Source organism: Georgenia thermotolerans, assembly GCF_009193185.1.
GTDB classification, from domain to species: Bacteria; Actinomycetota; Actinomycetes; order Actinomycetales; family Actinomycetaceae; genus Georgenia; species Georgenia thermotolerans.
Genome location: NZ_VUKF01000029.1, coordinates 1 through 18,248, shown reverse-complemented (window position 1 = coordinate 18,248; position 18,248 = coordinate 1). Strand labels below are relative to the sequence as shown.

The 18,248-nt window shown below is 70.0% G+C and carries 28 protein-coding genes; all 28 read left to right on the top strand.

The features are described from left to right. Positions 1-72: 72 nt before the first annotated feature. The 28 genes from rpsL to map all read left to right on the top strand — a co-directional run bounded on the left by rpsL (position 73) and on the right by map (position 17,784). Positions 73-447: a 30S ribosomal protein S12 gene (gene rpsL / locus GD970_RS13925; protein ID WP_139930145.1), complete on the top strand. Its 375-nt coding sequence runs from the start codon at positions 73-75 to the stop codon at positions 445-447. Then, positions 447-917, top strand: a complete 471-nt coding sequence (rpsG, locus tag GD970_RS13920; RefSeq protein WP_152203508.1) for a 30S ribosomal protein S7 — start codon at positions 447-449, stop codon at positions 915-917. The genes rpsL and rpsG overlap by 1 nt, the downstream gene beginning before the upstream one ends. A gap of 79 nt (positions 918-996) precedes the next feature. Beyond that, entirely contained in the window at positions 997-3,099 is a 2,103-nt protein-coding gene (gene fusA / locus GD970_RS13915; RefSeq protein WP_152203507.1) for an elongation factor G, read from the top strand. Positions 3,100-3,221: 122 nt separating this feature from the next. Then, the gene (gene tuf / locus GD970_RS13910; RefSeq protein ID WP_152203506.1) at positions 3,222-4,415 is read left to right on the top strand and encodes an elongation factor Tu; all 1,194 of its coding nucleotides are present in this window, start codon (positions 3,222-3,224) and stop codon (positions 4,413-4,415) included. A 747-nt stretch (positions 4,416-5,162) separates the two neighbouring features. After that, a complete protein-coding gene (rpsJ, locus tag GD970_RS13905; protein ID WP_006502853.1) occupies positions 5,163-5,471 on the top strand; it encodes a 30S ribosomal protein S10 in 309 nt (102 codons plus the stop codon). An 11-nt stretch (positions 5,472-5,482) separates the two neighbouring features. Then, complete coding sequence (gene rplC, locus GD970_RS13900; RefSeq protein WP_152203505.1) at positions 5,483-6,151, top strand: 50S ribosomal protein L3; 669 nt, start codon at positions 5,483-5,485, stop codon at positions 6,149-6,151. 5 nt (positions 6,152-6,156) lie between these two features. Beyond that, entirely contained in the window at positions 6,157-6,810 is a 654-nt protein-coding gene (rplD, locus tag GD970_RS13895; RefSeq protein WP_152203504.1) for a 50S ribosomal protein L4, read from the top strand. A gap of 2 nt (positions 6,811-6,812) precedes the next feature. Beyond that, a complete protein-coding gene (gene rplW / locus GD970_RS13890) occupies positions 6,813-7,112 on the top strand; it encodes a 50S ribosomal protein L23 (protein ID WP_152203533.1) in 300 nt (99 codons plus the stop codon). Between the two features lie 36 nt (positions 7,113-7,148). Then, complete coding sequence (gene rplB, locus GD970_RS13885; RefSeq protein WP_152203503.1) at positions 7,149-7,985, top strand: 50S ribosomal protein L2; 837 nt, start codon at positions 7,149-7,151, stop codon at positions 7,983-7,985. 18 nt (positions 7,986-8,003) lie between these two features. After that, positions 8,004-8,285, top strand: a complete 282-nt coding sequence (gene rpsS / locus GD970_RS13880) for a 30S ribosomal protein S19 (RefSeq protein WP_152203502.1) — start codon at positions 8,004-8,006, stop codon at positions 8,283-8,285. A 44-nt stretch (positions 8,286-8,329) separates the two neighbouring features. Next, positions 8,330-8,728: a 50S ribosomal protein L22 gene (gene rplV / locus GD970_RS13875; protein ID WP_152203501.1), complete on the top strand. Its 399-nt coding sequence runs from the start codon at positions 8,330-8,332 to the stop codon at positions 8,726-8,728. Next, positions 8,728-9,543 (top strand): 30S ribosomal protein S3, encoded by an 816-nt coding sequence (rpsC, locus tag GD970_RS13870; RefSeq protein WP_152203500.1) that lies wholly within the window; start codon positions 8,728-8,730, stop codon positions 9,541-9,543. Before rplV ends, rpsC begins: the two co-directional genes overlap by 1 nt. Before the next feature lie 3 nt (positions 9,544-9,546). Then, complete coding sequence (rplP, locus tag GD970_RS13865) at positions 9,547-9,963, top strand: 50S ribosomal protein L16 (RefSeq protein ID WP_152203499.1); 417 nt, start codon at positions 9,547-9,549, stop codon at positions 9,961-9,963. Further along, complete coding sequence (gene rpmC / locus GD970_RS13860) at positions 9,963-10,202, top strand: 50S ribosomal protein L29 (protein ID WP_152203532.1); 240 nt, start codon at positions 9,963-9,965, stop codon at positions 10,200-10,202. Before rplP ends, rpmC begins: the two co-directional genes overlap by 1 nt. A gap of 11 nt (positions 10,203-10,213) precedes the next feature. After that, on the top strand, positions 10,214-10,504 hold the full coding sequence (rpsQ, locus tag GD970_RS13855; protein ID WP_152203498.1) for a 30S ribosomal protein S17: 291 nt from the start codon (positions 10,214-10,216) through the stop codon (positions 10,502-10,504). Between the two features lie 78 nt (positions 10,505-10,582). Continuing rightward, positions 10,583-10,951 (top strand): 50S ribosomal protein L14, encoded by a 369-nt coding sequence (gene rplN, locus GD970_RS13850; protein WP_152203497.1) that lies wholly within the window; start codon positions 10,583-10,585, stop codon positions 10,949-10,951. Next, positions 10,951-11,292 (top strand): 50S ribosomal protein L24, encoded by a 342-nt coding sequence (gene rplX / locus GD970_RS13845; protein WP_152203496.1) that lies wholly within the window; start codon positions 10,951-10,953, stop codon positions 11,290-11,292. Before rplN ends, rplX begins: the two co-directional genes overlap by 1 nt. Before the next feature lie 2 nt (positions 11,293-11,294). Next, a complete protein-coding gene (gene rplE, locus GD970_RS13840) occupies positions 11,295-11,855 on the top strand; it encodes a 50S ribosomal protein L5 (protein ID WP_152203495.1) in 561 nt (186 codons plus the stop codon). 1 nt (position 11,856) lies between these two features. After that, positions 11,857-12,042: a type Z 30S ribosomal protein S14 gene (locus GD970_RS13835; RefSeq protein ID WP_152203494.1), complete on the top strand. Its 186-nt coding sequence runs from the start codon at positions 11,857-11,859 to the stop codon at positions 12,040-12,042. 54 nt (positions 12,043-12,096) lie between these two features. Next, on the top strand, positions 12,097-12,495 hold the full coding sequence (rpsH, locus tag GD970_RS13830) for a 30S ribosomal protein S8 (RefSeq protein ID WP_152203493.1): 399 nt from the start codon (positions 12,097-12,099) through the stop codon (positions 12,493-12,495). An 18-nt stretch (positions 12,496-12,513) separates the two neighbouring features. Beyond that, entirely contained in the window at positions 12,514-13,053 is a 540-nt protein-coding gene (gene rplF / locus GD970_RS13825; protein WP_152203492.1) for a 50S ribosomal protein L6, read from the top strand. Positions 13,054-13,056: 3 nt separating this feature from the next. Beyond that, positions 13,057-13,428, top strand: a complete 372-nt coding sequence (gene rplR, locus GD970_RS13820; RefSeq protein WP_152203491.1) for a 50S ribosomal protein L18 — start codon at positions 13,057-13,059, stop codon at positions 13,426-13,428. Positions 13,429-13,462: 34 nt separating this feature from the next. After that, entirely contained in the window at positions 13,463-14,158 is a 696-nt protein-coding gene (gene rpsE / locus GD970_RS13815; RefSeq protein ID WP_152203490.1) for a 30S ribosomal protein S5, read from the top strand. After that, a complete protein-coding gene (gene rpmD / locus GD970_RS13810) occupies positions 14,158-14,340 on the top strand; it encodes a 50S ribosomal protein L30 (protein WP_152203489.1) in 183 nt (60 codons plus the stop codon). The genes rpsE and rpmD overlap by 1 nt, the downstream gene beginning before the upstream one ends. Then, positions 14,340-14,804, top strand: coding sequence for a 50S ribosomal protein L15 (gene rplO, locus GD970_RS13805; RefSeq protein WP_152203488.1), 465 nt, complete (start codon positions 14,340-14,342; stop codon positions 14,802-14,804). Before rpmD ends, rplO begins: the two co-directional genes overlap by 1 nt. Before the next feature lie 196 nt (positions 14,805-15,000). Continuing rightward, on the top strand, positions 15,001-16,290 hold the full coding sequence (secY, locus tag GD970_RS13800) for a preprotein translocase subunit SecY (RefSeq protein WP_152203487.1): 1,290 nt from the start codon (positions 15,001-15,003) through the stop codon (positions 16,288-16,290). Beyond that, positions 16,287-16,865 carry an adenylate kinase gene (locus GD970_RS13795; protein ID WP_152203486.1) on the top strand — a complete coding sequence of 193 codons (579 nt, stop codon included), beginning with the start codon at positions 16,287-16,289 and terminating at the stop codon, positions 16,863-16,865. Before secY ends, GD970_RS13795 begins: the two co-directional genes overlap by 4 nt. 85 nt (positions 16,866-16,950) lie before the next feature. Beyond that, a complete protein-coding gene (map, locus tag GD970_RS13790; RefSeq protein WP_152203485.1) occupies positions 16,951-17,784 on the top strand; it encodes a type I methionyl aminopeptidase in 834 nt (277 codons plus the stop codon). The last annotated feature ends 464 nt before the right edge of the window (positions 17,785-18,248 follow it).

Genomic DNA, 18,248 nt, shown 5'->3' with positions numbered 1-18,248 from the left:
CCCGAGCCGGTCGACCCCATGGTCGGGCGAGCAGAAACATCGACACAGCAAGAACTTCGAGACGGAGACGTAGTGCCTACGATTCAGCAGCTGGTCCGCAAGGGCCGCAGCCGCAAGGTCGGGACCTCCAAGACGCCGGCCCTCAAGGGCAGCCCGCAGCGGCGCGGTGTGTGCACCCGCGTGTACACGACCACCCCGAAGAAGCCGAACTCGGCGCTTCGCAAGGTCGCCCGCGTGCGCCTGTCCAGCGGCATCGAGGTCACCGCGTACATCCCGGGTGTCGGCCACAACCTGCAGGAGCACTCGATCGTGCTCGTGCGCGGCGGCCGTGTGAAGGACCTGCCTGGTGTGCGTTACAAGATCGTCCGCGGCGCGCTCGACACGCAGGGTGTGCGTGGGCGCCAGCAGGCTCGCAGCCGCTACGGCGCGAAGAAGGAGAAGAAGTAATGCCTCGTAAGGGCCCCGCACCCGCTCGCCCGCTCGTCGTCGACCCGGTCTACGGCTCGCAGGTCGTCACGCAGCTCGTCAACCGCGTGCTCATGGACGGCAAGAAGTCCACCGCCGAGCGCATCGTCTACGGCGCCCTCGAGGGCGTGCGTGAGAAGACGCAGAGCGACCCGGCCGTCGTGCTCAAGCGCGCGCTGGACAACGTCAAGCCGTCGCTGGAGGTGCGCTCCCGCCGCGTCGGTGGCGCCACCTACCAGGTCCCGATCGAGGTCCGCACCTCTCGGCAGACCCAGCTGGCGCTGCGCTGGCTGGTCAGCTACTCCCGGTCGCGCCGCGAGAAGACCATGACCGAGCGCCTCATGAACGAGATCCTCGACGCCTCCAACGGCCTCGGCGCCGCGGTGAAGCGCCGCGAGGACACGCACAAGATGGCCGAGTCCAACAAGGCCTTCGCGCACTACCGCTGGTAGTGCCGGTCGCGCGGCCGCCCCACCCGCGGCGGCCGCGCTCAGTCCTCACACCCACCGACACGACCGAAGAGAGCCTCACGTGGCACTTGACGTGCTGACCGACCTGACCAAGGTCCGCAACATCGGCATCATGGCGCACATCGACGCCGGCAAGACGACGACGACCGAGCGGATCCTGTTCTACACCGGCATCAACTACAAGATCGGCGAGACGCACGACGGCGCCTCGACGATGGACTGGATGGAGCAGGAGCAGGAGCGCGGCATCACCATCACCTCCGCCGCCACCACCTGCTTCTGGAAGAACAACCAGATCAACATCATCGACACCCCGGGCCACGTGGACTTCACGGTCGAGGTCGAGCGCTCCCTGCGCGTGCTCGACGGCGCGGTGGCCGTCTTCGACGGCAAGGAGGGCGTCGAGCCCCAGTCCGAGACGGTGTGGCGCCAGGCGGACAAGTACAACGTCCCGCGCATCTGCTTCGTCAACAAGATGGACAAGCTCGGTGCGGACTTCTTCTTCACCGTCAAGACCATCGAGGACCGCCTCAAGGCCACCCCGCTGGTGATGCAGATCCCGATCGGCTCGGAGTCCGACTTCCAGGGCGTCGTGGACCTCGTCAACATGCGCGCGCTGACCTGGCGCGGCGACGTCAAGATCGGCGAGGACTACGAGGTCGAGGAGATCCCCGCCGACCTCGCGGACAAGGCCGAGGAGTACCGGGCCAAGCTGATCGAGCAGGTCGCGGAGGCCGACGAGGAGCTGCTCGAGAAGTACCTCGGCGGCGAGGAGCTCACGGTCGAGGACATCAACAAGGGTGTCCGCGCCCTCACGGTCGCCGGCGAGGCCTACCCGGTCTTCTGCGGCTCGGCGTTCAAGAACAAGGGCATCCAGCCCATGCTCGACGCCGTCATCGCCTACCTCCCGACCCCGCTCGACGTCCCGGCCGTCCAGGGCCACGCCGTCGGCGACGAGGAGAAGGTCCTCGAGCGTCACCCGAACGAGGACGACCCGTTCGCCGCGCTGGCGTTCAAGGTCGCCGCCCACCCGTTCTTCGGCAAGCTCACCTACGTCCGGGTGTACTCCGGCAAGGTGGCGCAGGGCGTGCAGGTGCTCAACTCCACCAAGGGCAAGAAGGAGCGCATCGGGAAGATGTTCCAGATGCACTCCAACAAGGAGAACCCGATCGAGGAGGCCCACGCCGGGCACATCTACGCGTTCATCGGCCTCAAGGACGTCACCACCGGTGACACCCTGTGCGCCATCGACGCGCCGATCGTGCTCGAGTCGATGACCTTCCCCGAGCCGGTCATCCACGTCGCCATCGAGCCCAAGACGAAGGGCGACCAGGAGAAGCTCTCCACGGCCATCCAGAAGCTGGCCGAGGAGGACCCGACGTTCTCCGTCGAGCTGGACGAGGAGACCGGCCAGACCGTCATCGGCGGCATGGGCGAGCTCCACCTCGACATCCTCGTCGACCGCATGCGCCGCGAGTTCAAGGTCGAGGCCAACGTCGGCAAGCCGATGGTCGCCTACCGCGAGACCATCCGCCGCAAGGTGGAGAAGGTCGACTACACGCACAAGAAGCAGACCGGTGGGTCGGGCCAGTTCGCCAAGGTCCAGGTCAGCTTCGAGCCGCTGGACACCGCGGACGGCGAGCTGTACGAGTTCGAGAACAAGGTCACCGGTGGCCGCGTCCCGCGCGAGTACATCCCCAGCGTCGACGCCGGCATCCAGGACGCCATGCAGAACGGTGTGCTGGCCGGCTACCCGCTGGTGGGCATCAAGGCCACCCTGCTCGACGGCGCCTACCACGAGGTCGACTCCTCCGAGATGGCGTTCAAGATCGCCGGCTCGATGGTCCTCAAGGAGGGCGTCCGCAAGGCGGACCCGGTCCTCCTCGAGCCCATGATGGACGTCGAGGTGCGTACGCCCGAGGAGTACATGGGCGACGTCATTGGCGACCTCAACTCCCGCCGTGGCATGATCCAGTCGATGGAGGACGCGAGCGGCGTCAAGGTCGTCCGCGCTCTTGTGCCGCTGTCCGAGATGTTCGGCTACGTCGGCGACCTGCGGTCCAAGACCCAGGGTCGCGCGGTGTACTCGATGCAGTTCGACAGCTACGCGGAGGTTCCTCGGAACGTCGCCGAGGAGATCATCAAGAAGACCCGGGGCGAGTGAGTCCCACAGGTCGACCCTGCAAGTAATCCATAACCGACCCGTAGGACCCCATCTGCCCCGGCGGGAGCGCCCCGCACCTGCCAGAGCTGTGAGACAACTACCCAAGTCCCAGGAGGACCCCAGTGGCGAAGGCCAAGTTCGAGCGGACCAAGCCGCACGTCAACATCGGCACCATCGGTCACGTCGACCACGGCAAGACGACGCTGACGGCTGCCATCACCAAGGTGCTGGCGGACAAGTACCCGGACCTGAACTCGTTCACCCCGTTCGACCAGGTCGACAACGCTCCTGAGGAGCGCCAGCGCGGTATCACGATCAACGTCTCGCACGTCGAGTACCAGACCGACAAGCGCCACTACGCGCACGTCGACGCCCCCGGTCACGCCGACTACATCAAGAACATGATCACCGGCGCCGCCCAGATGGACGGCGCGATCCTGGTGGTCGCCGCGACCGACGGCCCGATGGCCCAGACGCGCGAGCACGTGCTGCTCGCCCGCCAGGTCGGCGTGCCGTACCTGCTGGTCGCCCTGAACAAGTCGGACATGGTCGACGACGAGGAGATCCTCGAGCTCGTCGAGATGGAGGTCCGCGAGCTGCTGTCGTCGCAGGGCTTCCCCGGCGACGACGTGCCCGTGATCCGCGTCTCCGCGCTCAAGGCGCTCGAGGGCGACCCGAAGTGGGTCAAGTCGGTCGAGGACCTCATGGAGGCCGTCGACGAGAACGTCCCGGACCCGGTCCGCGACATCGACAAGCCCTTCCTCATGCCGATCGAGGACGTCTTCACCATCACCGGCCGCGGCACCGTGGTCACCGGCCGCGTCGAGCGCGGTCAGCTCAAGGTGAACGAGGAGGTCGAGATCGTCGGCATCCACCCCGAGAAGCAGAAGACCACCGTCACCGGCATCGAGATGTTCCGCAAGCTTCTCGACACCGCCGACGCGGGCGAGAACGTCGGTCTGCTGCTCCGCGGCACCAAGCGCGAGGACGTCGAGCGCGGGCAGGTCGTCTGCAAGCCCGGCTCGATCACCCCGCACACCAAGTTCGAGGGCGCGGTCTACATCCTCGCCAAGGACGAGGGCGGCCGTCACAACCCCTTCTACTCGAACTACCGTCCGCAGTTCTACTTCCGGACCACCGACGTCACCGGCGTCATCACGCTGCCCGAGGGCACCGAGATGGTCATGCCCGGCGACAACACCGACATGACGGTCGAGCTCATCCAGCCGATCGCCATGGAGGAGGGCCTCGGCTTCGCCATCCGCGAGGGTGGCCGCACCGTGGGCTCGGGCCGGGTCACCAAGATCATCGAGTGATCTGACGCCGGGGCGACCCGGCACCGCCGGCACCCGCCGGCCGCCGGCCCAGGCCGGCACGCAGGACCCAGAGGGCCCGGCAGCTGCTCCAGCTGCCGGGCCCTCGGCGCGTCCGCCCACCGCTGCGCGAGTCGACGGCAGTCGGCCGGCCCGGGCGCTGCGGCCAGGGGGCGAGGGCCGGGCGCACGTCAGCGCGCGGGTGCTTGCGCCCCGAGCGGGTGGCAGATCACCCGCCCGGGGTGCGACGAGGCGCCCGCGGCGGGAGGCCGCTCGGTGCGCGGCCACCGGTGGAGCGGCCGGCGGGGGAGTTGCGTGCACCCGGGGGAGCCCGGCCGGCCGGGGAGCCGCGTGCACCCGGCGGAGCTCGAGCCGGCGGGGGAGCGGCGCCGCGTGCGCAGCCTCACAGGAGCGCTTCGTCAAGGAGGCTCGCGGGCGGGCGGCCGACCCTGGTAATGTTGCGGAGCCGGTGCGCGCGAGCGCGCGCCTGCCGGGCGTGACCGGTTCCTCACCGCGTAGGAGCCGGTCGGATTGGCCAAGCCGCTGATCCGTCTGGCAGACTAGACCGGTTGCCTGGGGCTGCGTCCCAGGCGGAATGACTGCCCGGAGCGGGTGCCACCACCCGCCCCCACAAGCATCACAACGACCTGCCCCGTGCCGGGGTGCCCGGTCGGAGCGCGCCGCGATTCGCGACACGCCCGAGTGCGGGGGTCGGTACAGGTAGCGGTACGAGAGAGGTTAGACGACGCCATGGCGGGACAGAAGATCCGCATCCGGCTCAAGTCCTACGACCACGAGGTCATCGACAGCTCGGCGCGCAAGATCGTCGACACGGTGACCCGCGCTGGTGCGACGGTCGTGGGCCCGGTGCCGCTGCCGACGGAGAAGAACGTCTTCGTCGTCATCCGTTCGCCCCACAAGTACAAGGACAGCCGCGAGCACTTCGAGATGCGCACGCACAAGCGGCTCATCGACATCGTCGACCCGACGCCGAAGGCGGTCGACTCGCTCATGCGGCTCGACCTGCCGGCGGACGTCAACATCGAGATCAAGCTCTGAGGACACCTGCAATGACTACGACTTCCCAGCAGGCTGCCGGCCGCGCCGTCAAGGCGCTGCTCGGCACGAAGCTCGGCATGACCCAGGTCTGGGACGAGGCCGGGCGCCTCGTCCCCGTCACGGTCGTCCAGGTGGGCACGAACGTGGTGACGCAGGTGCGCACCCCGGAGACCGACGGCTACAGCGCCGTCCAGCTCGCCTTCGGCCAGATCGACCCGCGCAAGGTCACCCAGCCGCTCAAGGGCCACTTCGGCAAGGCCGGGGTCACCCCCCGCCGCCACGTGGCCGAGATCCGCACCGCCGACGCCGCCGAGTACAGCCTCGGTCAGGAGCTCACGGCGGAGGCGTTCGAGGCGGGGACGACCGTCGACGTCGTCGGCACCACCAAGGGCAAGGGCACCGCCGGTGTCATGAAGCGCCACGGCTTCGCCGGCGTCTCGGCCTCCCACGGTGCGCACCGCAACCACCGCAAGCCGGGCTCCATCGGCGGCGCGTCCACGCCCTCGCGCGTGTTCCGCGGCCTGCGCATGGCCGGCCGGATGGGCAACGCCCGCCACACCACCCAGAACCTGACGATCCACGCCGTCGACGCCGAGAAGGGCCTCCTTCTCGTCACCGGCGCCGTGCCCGGCCCCAAGGGCGGGATCGTCGTGGTTCAGACCGCCGCGAAGGGGGCGTGAAACCGATGGCTGACCAGACCGCGATGTCTGTCGATGTGCTCGACGCCTCGGGGGCCAAGGCCGGCTCGGCCGACCTGCCCGCCGACGTGTTCGACGTCCAGACCAACGTTCCGCTGATCCACCAGGTCGTCGTCGCGCAGCTCGCCGCCGCGCGTCAGGGCACCCACGCCACCAAGACCCGCGGCCAGGTCCGCGGCGGCGGCAAGAAGCCCTACAAGCAGAAGGGCACCGGCCGCGCCCGCCAGGGCTCGGTGCGCGCCCCGCAGTTCGCCGGCGGTGGCACCGTCCACGGCCCGCAGCCGCGCGACTACTCCCAGCGGACCCCCAAGAAGATGAAGGCCGCCGCGCTGCGCGGCGCCCTGTCCGACCGCGCCCGCGCCGGCCGCGTCCACGTGGTCAGCTCCCTGGTCGAGGGCGAGGCCCCCAAGACGAAGGCCGCGCTCACCGCGCTGCGCAACGTCGTCGCCGAGCGCAGCGCGCTGGTCGTCGTCGAGCGCACCGACGAGCTGACGGTGCTGAGCCTGCGGAACGTCCCCAGCGTGCACCTGCTCTGGGTCGACCAGCTGAACACCTACGACGTCCTCGTCAACGACGACGTCGTGTTCACCGCCGGTGCGCTGGCCGCCTTCGTCGGCGGCGCCGAGGAGGAGACCAAGTGAGCATCGAGGCGAGCAAGAACCCCCGCGACATCATCATCAAGCCGATCGTCTCGGAGAAGAGCTACGGCCTGATCGACGAGGGCAAGTACACCTTCGAGGTGGACCCCCGCTCGAACAAGACCGAGATCAAGAACGCCATCGAGAAGATCTTCGACGTCAAGGTCGCCTCGGTGAACACGGCGAACCGGCAGGGCAAGACCCGTCGGACGAAGTTCGGCCTCGGCAAGCGCAAGGACACCAAGCGCGCGATCGTCACGCTGCGCGAGGGCTCCATCGACATCTTTGGCGAGGTGGCCGGCTGAGGCCGGCTCCACCAGAGGGATTGAGGATCGACACCCATGGGAATCCGTAAGTACAAGCCGACGACGCCGGGCCGCCGCGGTTCGAGCGTGGCTGACTTCGTCGAGATCACCCGGTCCGAGCCGGAGAAGTCGCTGGTCCGTCCGCTGAGCAAGTCCGGCGGCCGCAACTCCACCGGCCGGATCACCACCCGCCACAAGGGCGGCGGCCACAAGCGTGCCTACCGCGTCATCGACTTCCGTCGCCACGACAAGGACGGCGTCCCGGCCAAGGTCGCGCACATCGAGTACGACCCCAACCGCACCGCCCGCATCGCGCTGCTGCACTACGCCGACGGCGAGAAGCGCTACATCATCGCCCCGAACAAGCTCAAGCAGGGCGACCGCATCGAGGCTGGCCCCGGCGCCGACATCAAGCCCGGCAACAACCTGCCGCTGCGGAACATCCCGGTCGGTACGGTCATCCACGCCATCGAGCTGCGGCCCGGCGGCGGCGCGAAGATCGCCCGCTCGGCCGGCGCCTCGGTGCAGCTCGTCGCCAAGGAAGGCATGTTCGCCCAGCTGCGCATGCCCTCCGGCGAGATCCGCAATGTCGACGCCCGCTGCCGCGCCAGCATCGGCGAGGTCGGCAACGCCGAGCAGTCCAACATCAACTGGGGCAAGGCCGGCCGCATGCGGTGGAAGGGCAAGCGCCCGACCGTCCGTGGCGTCGTCATGAACCCGGTCGACCACCCGCACGGTGGTGGTGAGGGCAAGACCTCCGGTGGTCGTCACCCGGTCAGCCCGTGGGGTAAGCCTGAGGGCCGCACCCGCCGTCCGAACAAGCCGAGCGACCAGCTGATCGTGCGCCGTCGTCGCACCGGCAAGAAGCGCTGATAGGGAGAGGGCGACGACATGCCGCGCAGTCTGAAGAAGGGTCCCTTCGTCGACGACCACCTGCAGAAGAAGGTGGACGTCGCCAACGAGACGGGCTCGAAGAACGTCATCAAGACCTGGTCCCGCCGTTCCGTGATCACCCCGGACTTCCTGGGTCACACCTTCGCGGTGCACGACGGGCGCAAGCACGTCCCGGTCTTCGTCACCGAGGCGATGGTCGGCCACAAGCTCGGGGAGTTCGCCCCGACCCGCACCTACCGCGGGCACGACAAGGACGACCGCAAGGCCCGCCGCCGCTGACGCGCGGGTCCCCGAGCAACCGAACCGACAAGTAAGGCAGGAACATGGAAGCCAAGGCGCAGGCGCGATTCGTCCGCGTCACGCCCCAGAAGGCGCGTCGCGTCGTGGACGTCGTCCGCGGCAAGCGCGCCGAGGAGGCTGTGGCGGTGCTGCGGTTCGCCCCGCAGGCGGCGGCCGAGACCGTGCGCAAGGTCGTCGAGAGCGCGATCGCCAACGCGCGCGTCAAGGCCGACCAGGCCAGCGAGGCCTTCGACGAGAGCAAGCTCGTCGTCCTCGAGGCGTACGTCGACGAGGGCCCCACCCTGAAGCGGTTCCGTCCGCGCGCTCAGGGCCGGGCGGCGCGCATCCTCAAGCGCACCAGCCACATCACGGTCGTCGTGGGTGAGGCTGAGACCAAGGGCGCGGCCACGCTGGCCGCCGGCACGAAGGGGAGGACCCGCTAGTGGGTCAGAAGGTCAACCCGACCGGGTTCCGGCTCGGCATCACCACCGATCACCGCTCGCGCTGGTTCGCCGACAGCACCAAGGCCGGCCAGCGCTACCGCGACTACGTCCGCGAGGACGTCGCGATCCGCCGCCTGATGTCCGCGGGCCTCGAGCGCGCCGGCATCTCCAAGGTCGACATCGAGCGCACCCGCGACCGGGTCCGCGTCGACCTGCACACCGCCCGCCCGGGCATCGTCATCGGGCGCCGCGGCGCGGAGGCCGACCGCCTGCGCGGCGAGCTGGAGAAGCTCACCGGCAAGCAGGTCCAGCTGAACATCCTCGAGGTCAAGAACCCCGAGGTCGACGCCCAGCTGGTCGCCCAGGGCATCGCCGAGCAGCTCGCGAGCCGCGTGTCGTTCCGCCGCGCCATGCGCAAGGGCATGCAGTCCGCCCAGCGCGCCGGCGCCAAGGGCATCCGGGTGCAGTGCTCCGGCCGTCTCGGCGGCGCGGAGATGTCGCGCTCGGAGTTCTACCGCGAGGGGCGCGTGCCGCTGCACACGCTGCGCGCGAACATCGACTTCGGGTTCTTCGAGGCCCGGACCACCTTCGGCCGCATCGGCGTGAAGGTGTGGATCTACAAGGGTGACGTGACCGAGAAGGAGTACGCCCGCGAGCAGGCCGACTCCGCCGGCCGGGCCCCGCGTGGTCGTGGCGAGCGCCGTGGCGGCGCGCGCCGCGAGGGCGGGCGCGGCGGCGAGTCCCGCCCGCAGGGCGCTCCGCAGGCGGCGGCTGCCGCCGGCGAGACCTCGGCGACCACCGGAACGGAGGCCTGAGCCGTGCTCATCCCTCGGCGGACCAAGCACCGCAAGCAGCACCACCCCACGCGTCGCGGCGTGGCGAAGGGTGGCACCACGATCGCGTTCGGGGACTACGGCATCCAGGCACTGGAGGGCGCGTACGTCACCAACCGGCAGATCGAGGCCGCTCGTATCGCCATGACCCGCCACATCAAGCGTGGCGGCAAGGTGTGGATCAACATCTTCCCCGACCGTCCGCTCACCAAGAAGCCGGCCGAGACCCGCATGGGCTCCGGCAAGGGCTCCCCGGAGTGGTGGGTCGCCAACGTCAAGCCCGGCCGCGTCATGTTCGAGCTCGCCGGCGTCGATGAGGGGCTGGCGCGCGAGGCCATGAGCCGCGCGCAGCACAAGCTCCCGATGAAGACGCGTTTCGTGCGTCGTGAGGGTGGTGAATGATGGCCATCGGATCCAAGAACCTGACCCCGGCCGACCTGGACGGGATGGACAACGACCGCCTGGCCGAGGAGCTCGACAAGGCCAAGGCCGAGCTGTTCAACCTGCGGTTCTCCGCCGCCACCGGGCAGCTCGAGGACCACGGCCGGCTCAAGGCCGTGCGCCGGGACATCGCCCGCATCTACACGATCGTGCGCGAGCGCGAGCTCGGCATCCGTACCGCGCCCAGCACCGAGAAGTGAACGAGGTCCCAGTGAGCGAGAACCAGACCGTCGAGCCGACGGCCGCCGGCGAGCGGAACTTCCGCAAGACCCGCCGCGGCTACGTCGTCAGCGACAAGATGGACAAGACCGTGGTGGTCGAGGTCGAGGACCGCGTCAAGCACGCCCTGTACGGCAAGGTCATCCGCCGCACCGAGCGGGTCAAGGCGCACGACGAGCAGAACGAGGTCCGCGTCGGGGACCTGGTCCTCATCATGGAGACCCGTCCGCTGTCTGCGACCAAGCGGTACCGCGTGGTCGAGATCCTCGAGAAGGCCAAGTAACCAGGCCCTCCCAGCCCACCATCCGTTCGGCCAGGCTCGGCAGAGCCGAGAACCGGCACGACAACAGGAGTACATCGAATGATCCAGCAGGAGTCGCGGCTGAAGGTCGCCGACAACACCGGTGCCAAGGAGATCCTTTGCATCCGTGTTCTCGGCGGCTCCGGCCGGCACTATGCCGGCATCGGCGACACCATCGTCGCCACCGTCAAGGACGCCATCCCCGGCGGCAACGTCAAGAAGGGCGACGTGGTCAAGGCCGTCGTCGTCCGCACCACCAAGGAGCGTCGTCGCCCGGACGGCTCGTACATCCGCTTCGACGAGAACGCGGCCGTGATCCTCAAGGGCGACGGCGAGCCTCGCGGCACGCGCATCTTCGGCCCCGTGGGCCGGGAGCTGCGTGACAAGAAGTTCATGCGCATCATTTCTCTGGCGCCGGAGGTGCTCTGATGGCCAAGATCAAGAAGGGCGACCTCGTCGTCGTCATCGCGGGCCGGGACAAGGGCAAGCAGGGACGGGTGCTCGAGGTCCACAAGGACGACCAGCGCGTCGTCGTCGAGGGTGTGCAGCGCGTCAAGAAGCACACCAAGGTTGGCCAGTCCAGCCGTGGCGCGCGCACGGGCGGCATCGAGACCGTCGAGGCCCCCATCCACGTCAGCAACGTGATGCTGGTCGACCCGGAGACCAAGAAGGGCACCCGGGTGGGCTACCGCACCGAGACTGTCGAGCGCGACGGGCGCACCCGCACCGTGCGGGTCCGCGTGGCCAAGCGCTCCGGTAAGGACATCTGAGCATGACCGAGACCACCACCCTGCCGCGCCTCAAGCAGCGCTACCGCGACGAGATCGTCGCCGGGCTGCGTGAGGAGTTCCAGCACGAGAACGTCAACCAGGTCGCCGGCCTGACCAAGATCGTGGTCAACATGGGCGTGGGCGACGCGGCGCGCGACTCCAAGCTCATCGAGGGCGCCATCCGCGACCTGAGCCTCATCACCGGCCAGAAGCCGCAGGTCACCAAGGCCCGCAAGTCCATCGCGCAGTTCAAGCTGCGCGAGGGCCAGCCGATCGGCGCGCACGTCACGCTGCGCGGCGACCGCATGTGGGAGTTCCTCGACCGGCTGCTCTCCCTCGCCCTGCCCCGCATCCGCGACTTCCGCGGGCTGAGCCCCAAGCAGTTCGACGGGCACGGCAACTACACCTTCGGTCTGACCGAGCAGTCGATGTTCCACGAGATCGACCAGGACAAGATCGACCGCGTGCGTGGCATGGACATCACGGTCGTCACCTCGGCCACTACCGATGAAGAGGGGCGGTCGCTGCTGCGTCGCCTGGGCTTCCCGTTCAAGGAGGACTGAGATGGCGAAGACCGCTCTGATCCAGAAGGCCAACCGCAAGCCGAAGTTCGGCGTGCGCGCCTACACCCGGTGCCAGCGCTGCGGGCGCCCGCACTCGGTGTACCGCAAGTTCGGGCTGTGCCGCATCTGCCTGCGCGAGATGGCCCTCGCCGGGCAGCTGCCCGGCATCACCAAGTCCAGCTGGTAACACTGACGTCGCAGGTCCCGTGAGGAAACCGCGACGAGGAAGGGCCGAGGCCCGATGACTATGACTGACCCCATCGCAGACATGCTGACGCGTCTGCGTAACGCCAACTCGGCGTACCACGAGTCGGTGTCCATGCCGTACTCGAAGCTCAAGGCGAACATCGCGGAGATCCTCAAGTCCGAGGGCTACATCGCCGGTTGGAAGGTGGAGGACGCGGAGGTCGGCAAGAAGCTGACCCTGGAGCTGAAGTTCGGCCCCAACCGCGAGCGCTCCCTCGCCGGCGTGCGCCGGGTGTCCAAGCCCGGTCTGCGCGTCTACGCGAAGTCGACGAACCTGCCCAAGGTCCTCGGCGGCCTCGGGGTGGCCATCCTGTCCACCTCCTCCGGCCTGCTGACCGACCGCGAGGCACAGAACAAGGGCGTGGGCGGGGAAGTCCTCGCCTACGTCTGGTGACCAGGAAGGAAGACGAGCATGTCCCGAATCGGTAGGCTCCCCGTCCCGGTCCCCGCTGGCGTCGACGTCACCATCGACGGTCGCGCCGTGACGGTCACGGGCCCCAAGGGCACCCTGACCCACAACGTCGCCGAGCCCATCACGGTCTCGCGCGACGAGGACGGCGCTCTCGTCGTCGCCCGCCCGAACGACGAGCGGGAGTCCCGCTCGCTGCACGGCCTGACCCGCACGCTCCTGGCGAACCTCGTCACCGGCGTGACCCAGGGCTACACCAAGGACCTCGAGATCGTCGGCACCGGGTACCGCGTGATCGCCAAGGGCTCGGACCTCGAGTTCGCCCTCGGCTTCTCGCACCCCGTGACCGTGAGCGCCCCGGAGGGCATCACCTTCACGGTGAACGGCCCGACGAAGTTCTCGGTCTCCGGCATCGACAAGCAGCAGGTCGGCGAGGTCGCTGCGAACATCCGCAAGATCCGCAAGCCCGAGCCGTACAAGGGCAAGGGCGTGCGCTACGCCGGCGAGCAGGTCCGCCGCAAGGTCGGAAAGGCTGGTAAGTAAGCGATGGCTATCTCCGTCAAGGGCAAGGGCAAGGCTGTCGCCCGCACGCGCCGCCACATCCGGCTGCGCAAGCGCATCACCGGCACCGCCGAGCGTCCCCGCCTCGTCGTCACCCGCTCGAGCCGCCACATGGTCGCCCAGCTCGTGGACGACACCACGGGCCGCACGCTGGCCTCGGCCTCCACGCTGGAGGCGGACCTGCGCGCCGCCGAGGGCGACAAGACCGCCAAGGCCCGCCGGGTCGGCGAGCTCGTCGCCGAGCGGGCGAAGAAGGCGGGCGTGGCGTCCGTCGTCTTCGATCGAGGCGGCAACAAGTACCACGGGCGGGTCGCGGCGGTGGCCGACGGCGCCCGCGAGGGCGGTCTGACCCTGTGACCATGCCGACCGTACGAGAGCAGAGGAACATCTGATGGCTGCACCGCAGCGAAGCAGGACCGGCTCCGGTCCCGCCGCCTCGGGCGAGAACCGCGAGGGCGGCAACCGCCGCGAGGGGCGTGGGCGGGGCGACCGCCGCGACAACCGCCGCGGGGCCGAGGAGAAGAGCAACTACATCGAGCGCGTCGTGACGATCAACCGCGTCGCGAAGGTCGTCAAGGGCGGCCGCCGCTTCAGCTTCACCGCCCTGGTCGTGGTGGGCGACGGCGACGGCACCGTCGGCGTCGGCTACGGCAAGGCCAAGGAGGTGCCGGCGGCGATCGCCAAGGGCGTCGAGGAGGCGAAGAAGAACTTCTTCCGCATCCCGCGCGTCAAGCGGACGATCCCGCACGCCGTCCAGGGCGAGGCCGCCGCGGGCGTGGTGTTCCTGCGCCCGGCGTCCCCGGGTACCGGCGTCATCGCCGGCGGCCCGGTGCGCGCCGTCCTCGACTGCGCCGGCGTGCACGACGTGCTGAGCAAGTCGCTCGGCTCGTCCAACGCGATCAACATCGTCCACGCGACCGTGGCGGCGCTGAAGATGCTGGAGCAGCCCGAGGCCGTCGCCGCCCGCCGTGGCCTGCCGCTGGAGCACGTGGCCCCGGCCGCGCTGCTGCGCGAGCGCGCCGAGGGCGAGGCGAAGGACCGCGAGGCCAAGGCCGCGGCCGAGCAGACCGTCGGGGCAGGTGCGTGATGGCTCAGCTGAAGGTGACCCAGACGAAGTCCGTCATCGGCGGCAAGCAGAACCAGCGTGACACGCTGCGCACGCTCGGCCTGCGGAAGATCGGCCAGTCGGTCGTCCGCGAGGACCGGCCCGAGGTGCGCGGCATGATCACGACGGTGGCGCACCTCGTCACCGTGGAGGAGGTCGACTGATGTCCGACAGCACGAACAACGGCACGCCGCTGCGGGTGCACCACCTGCGTCCGGCCCCCGGCGCCAAGACCGCCAAGACCCGCGTGGGTCGTGGTGAGGGCTCCAAGGGCAAGACGGCCGGCCGCGGCACCAAGGGCACCAAGGCCCGCTACCAGGTGCCCGAGGCCTTCGAGGGCGGGCAGATGCCGCTGCACATGCGGCTGCCCAAGCTCCGCGGCTTCAAGAACCCGTTCCGCACCGAGTACCAGGTGGTCAACCTGGACAAGCTCGGCACGCTGTACCCCGAGGGTGGCGCCGTCACCGTCGAGGACCTGGTCGCCAAGGGCGCGGTGCGCTCCGGCCGGCCGGTGAAGGTCCTCGGCACCGGTGAGCTGGGCGTCAAGCTCGAGGTCGCCGTGGACGCGTGGTCCGCGTCGGCCAAGGAGAAGATCGAGGCCGCCGGCGGGACCATCTCCGCCAAGTGAGCCACCCGCGCGGGCGGCCCGGCACAGCCGGGCCGCCCGCGCCGCTGTCTGGGGCCGGGCCTGCTGTGGCCCGGCCCGTCGGCGCTCCGGCGGGGGCCCGCCCGGCGCCGGCCCCATCCGCGATAGTCTGACCCGCGGCCCGTGCCGCGTCCGGCGGCCGTCAGGCCCTCTCGGGCCACACACGCAGGAGGAAGTTTTGCTCAGCGCATTCGCCCAGGCGTTCCGCACGCCTGACCTGCGGCGCAAGCTGCTGTTCACGCTGGGGATCATGGCGGTCTTCCGGCTCGGCACGTTCATCCCGGCCCCGGGCGTCAGCTACGGCAACGTGCAGCAGTGCATCGCGGCCACCGGCACCGGGGACCTGCTGGGGATGGTCAACCTCTTCAGCGGCGGCGCCCTGCTCCAGCTGTCGATCTTCGCGCTGGGCATCATGCCGTACATCACCGCGAGCATCATCATCCAGCTCATGCGCGTGGTCATCCCGCGCTTCGAGGACCTCCACAAGGAGGGCCAGGCCGGGCAGGCGAAGCTCACCCAGTACACCCGGTACCTGACGATCTTCCTGGCGATCCTGCAGTCCGCGGTCATCGTCACGGTCGCCAACACCGGCCTGTTCGCCGGCTGCCCGGTCAACCCCATCCCGGACGACTCGCCGGTCAACCTGCTCATCACCATCGTCGCGATGACCGCCGGCACCGGCCTGGTCATGTGGCTCGGCGAGCTGATCACCGAGCGCGGCGTGGGCAACGGCATGTCCCTGCTGATCTTCACCTCGATCGTGGCGGCCTTCCCCTCGCGGCTCGGCTCCATCGCCGGCGGCACCGACGGCATCCTCCACGTGCTGGTCATCGTCGGCCTGCTGCTCGTGGTGACCCTGCTCGTCGTCTTCGTCGAGCAGTCCACCCGGCGCATCCCGGTGCAGTACGCCAAGCGGATGGTCGGCCGGCGCATGTACGGCGGCTCGTCGACCTACATCCCGATCAAGATCAACATGTCCGGCGTCATCCCGGTGATCTTCGCGTCCTCGCTGCTGGCGCTGCCCACCCTGGTGGCCCAGTTCGGCAACCAGAACGAGCCGTGGGTGCAGTGGGTCGTCGCGAACGTGGCCAACCCGACCGCGCCGCTGTACATCGTCATCTACGCGGCGATGATCCTGTTCTTCGCGTACTTCTACACCTCGATCACGTTCAACCCCGAAGAGGTCGCCGACAACATGAAGCGCTACGGCGGCTTCATCCCCGGCATCCGCGCCGGGCGGCCCACGGCGGAGTACCTCCAGTACGTGATCTCCCGCATCACCACCGCGGGCGCCATCTACCTGACGCTGGTGGCCCTGCTGCCGACCATCGTCATGGGCCAGATGAACATCACCCAGCTGACCCTGGGCGGGACCTCGATCCTCATCGTCGTGGGCGTCGGCCTGCAGACGGTCAAGGAGATCGACTCCCAGCTCCAGCAGCGCCACTACGAAGGGTTCCTGCGATGAGCGCACGACTCGTCCTCCTCGGTCCGCCCGGTGCCGGCAAGGGCACCCAGGCCGTCCGGATCTCCGACCGCCTCTCGGTCCCGGCCATCTCGACCGGCGACATCTTCCGGGCCAACGTCGCCGAGCAGACCGAGCTCGGCAAGCGCGCCCAGCGCTACATGGACGCGGGGGAGTACGTCCCCGACGAGGTCACCAACGCGATGGTGCGCGACCGGCTCGCGCAGCCGGACGCCGTTCCGGGCTTCCTGCTCGACGGCTACCCGCGCACCGCGGACCAGGTCGCCGAGCTCGACGGGATGCTCTCCGGCGACGGCCAGCGCCTCGACGCCGTCGTGGAGCTGACCGCCGACACCGACGAGGTGGTCACCCGGCTGCTCAAGCGGGCCTCCGAGCAGGGGCGCGCCGACGACACCGAGCCGGTCATCCGCCGCCGCCTGGAGGTCTACGCCGAGCAGACGGCGCCGCTGGCCCGGCTCTACGCCGACCGCGGCCTGCTGGTGCAGGTCGACGGCATCGGCGAGATCGACGAGGTCACCGACCGGATCCTGGCGGCCCTGGCCCCCAAGCTGGGCTGACCCGCCCCCCACTCACGCGGCGCCGTCCGACCCGGACGGCGCCGCGTCGTTCGACGGGCGCTGCGGCGCCGCAGAGGAGATGGCCATGTTCGGCCGCGAGAAGATCGAGTACAAGACGCCCGAGCAGGTCCGGGTCATGCGCCGGGCCGGGCTCGTGGTGGCGGACATCCACGCCGCCCTGCGCGCCGCCGTGGCCCCCGGCATGACGACCGGCGACCTCGACGCCGTCTCCGCCGAGGTCATCGAGCGCGCCGGGGCGCGGTCGAACTTCCTCGGCTACCAGGGCTTCCCCGCCACCGCGTGCATCTCCGTCAACGAGGAGATCGTCCACGGCATCCCGGGCGAGCGGGTGATCCAGGACGGCGACGTCGTCTCCTTCGACTGCGGCGCGGTGGTCGACGGCTGGCACGGTGACGCGGCGTTCTCCATGGTGGTCGGTCAGGCCGCCGCCGAGGACCTCGCCCTGGTGGAGACCACCGAGGCGGCCATGTGGGCCGGCATCGCCGCGCTGGCCACCGGCAGCCGGCTCGGGGACGTCGGCGCGGCCGTCGAGGACGCCGTCGAGCGCGCCAACGCCGAGCGCGGCCTGCGCCTGGGGGTCGTCGAGGAGTACGTCGGCCACGGCATCGGCACCGCGATGCACCAGCCGCCCGAGGTGCTCAACTACCGCACCCGCGAGAAGGGCCCGCGGCTGCGGCCGGGCATGTGCCTGTGCGTCGAGCCGATGATCACCGCCGGGTCCTCGGAGAACACCGTCCTCGAGGACGAGTGGACCGTGGTGACCCTCGACGGCTCCCGGGCCGCGCACTTCGAGCACACCGTGGCCCTGCTCGACGGCGGCATCTGGGTGCTCACCGCGCCCGACGGCGGCGCCGCCGCGCTGGCCGCCCACGGCGTCGAGGTCGCCCCGCTCACCTGAACGACCGCCGCCACCTGCGGCTCCGCGACCCCGGGGTGAGGACGGCTCACCCCCCTCCGGACGCGGCCCGCCCGGCCCCCGGCGTGACCCGTCACCCGCCTCATCCCGGCCGATTCAGGCCCGCATCATCCCCGTGACCCGGCCCCGCCGCCTGCCCGCGCTGGTTGCCTGCTGAGGGTTCCCAGGTGACGGCCGGCCCCGGCCGTGACCGCCGGGGCGGCGGAGGGGGAGGCGTGGACGAGGTCATGACACAGGCGGTGGCCGGAGCCCTCACACGGGCGGGGGTGGCCCGGTGGCGGTGACCGTCGCGAGCAGGCCGCTCGCGCTGCCCGCCCTCACCACCGACAGCGCCAAGATGCGCCGGCGGCGCCCCGCGCCGCGGACGCGCACGGCGGGCGCCTCCCCGCGGCTCGCCGCCGGCTGCGACCTGGTGCTCGGCGCCGCGGCGGCCGCCCTCGCGACCG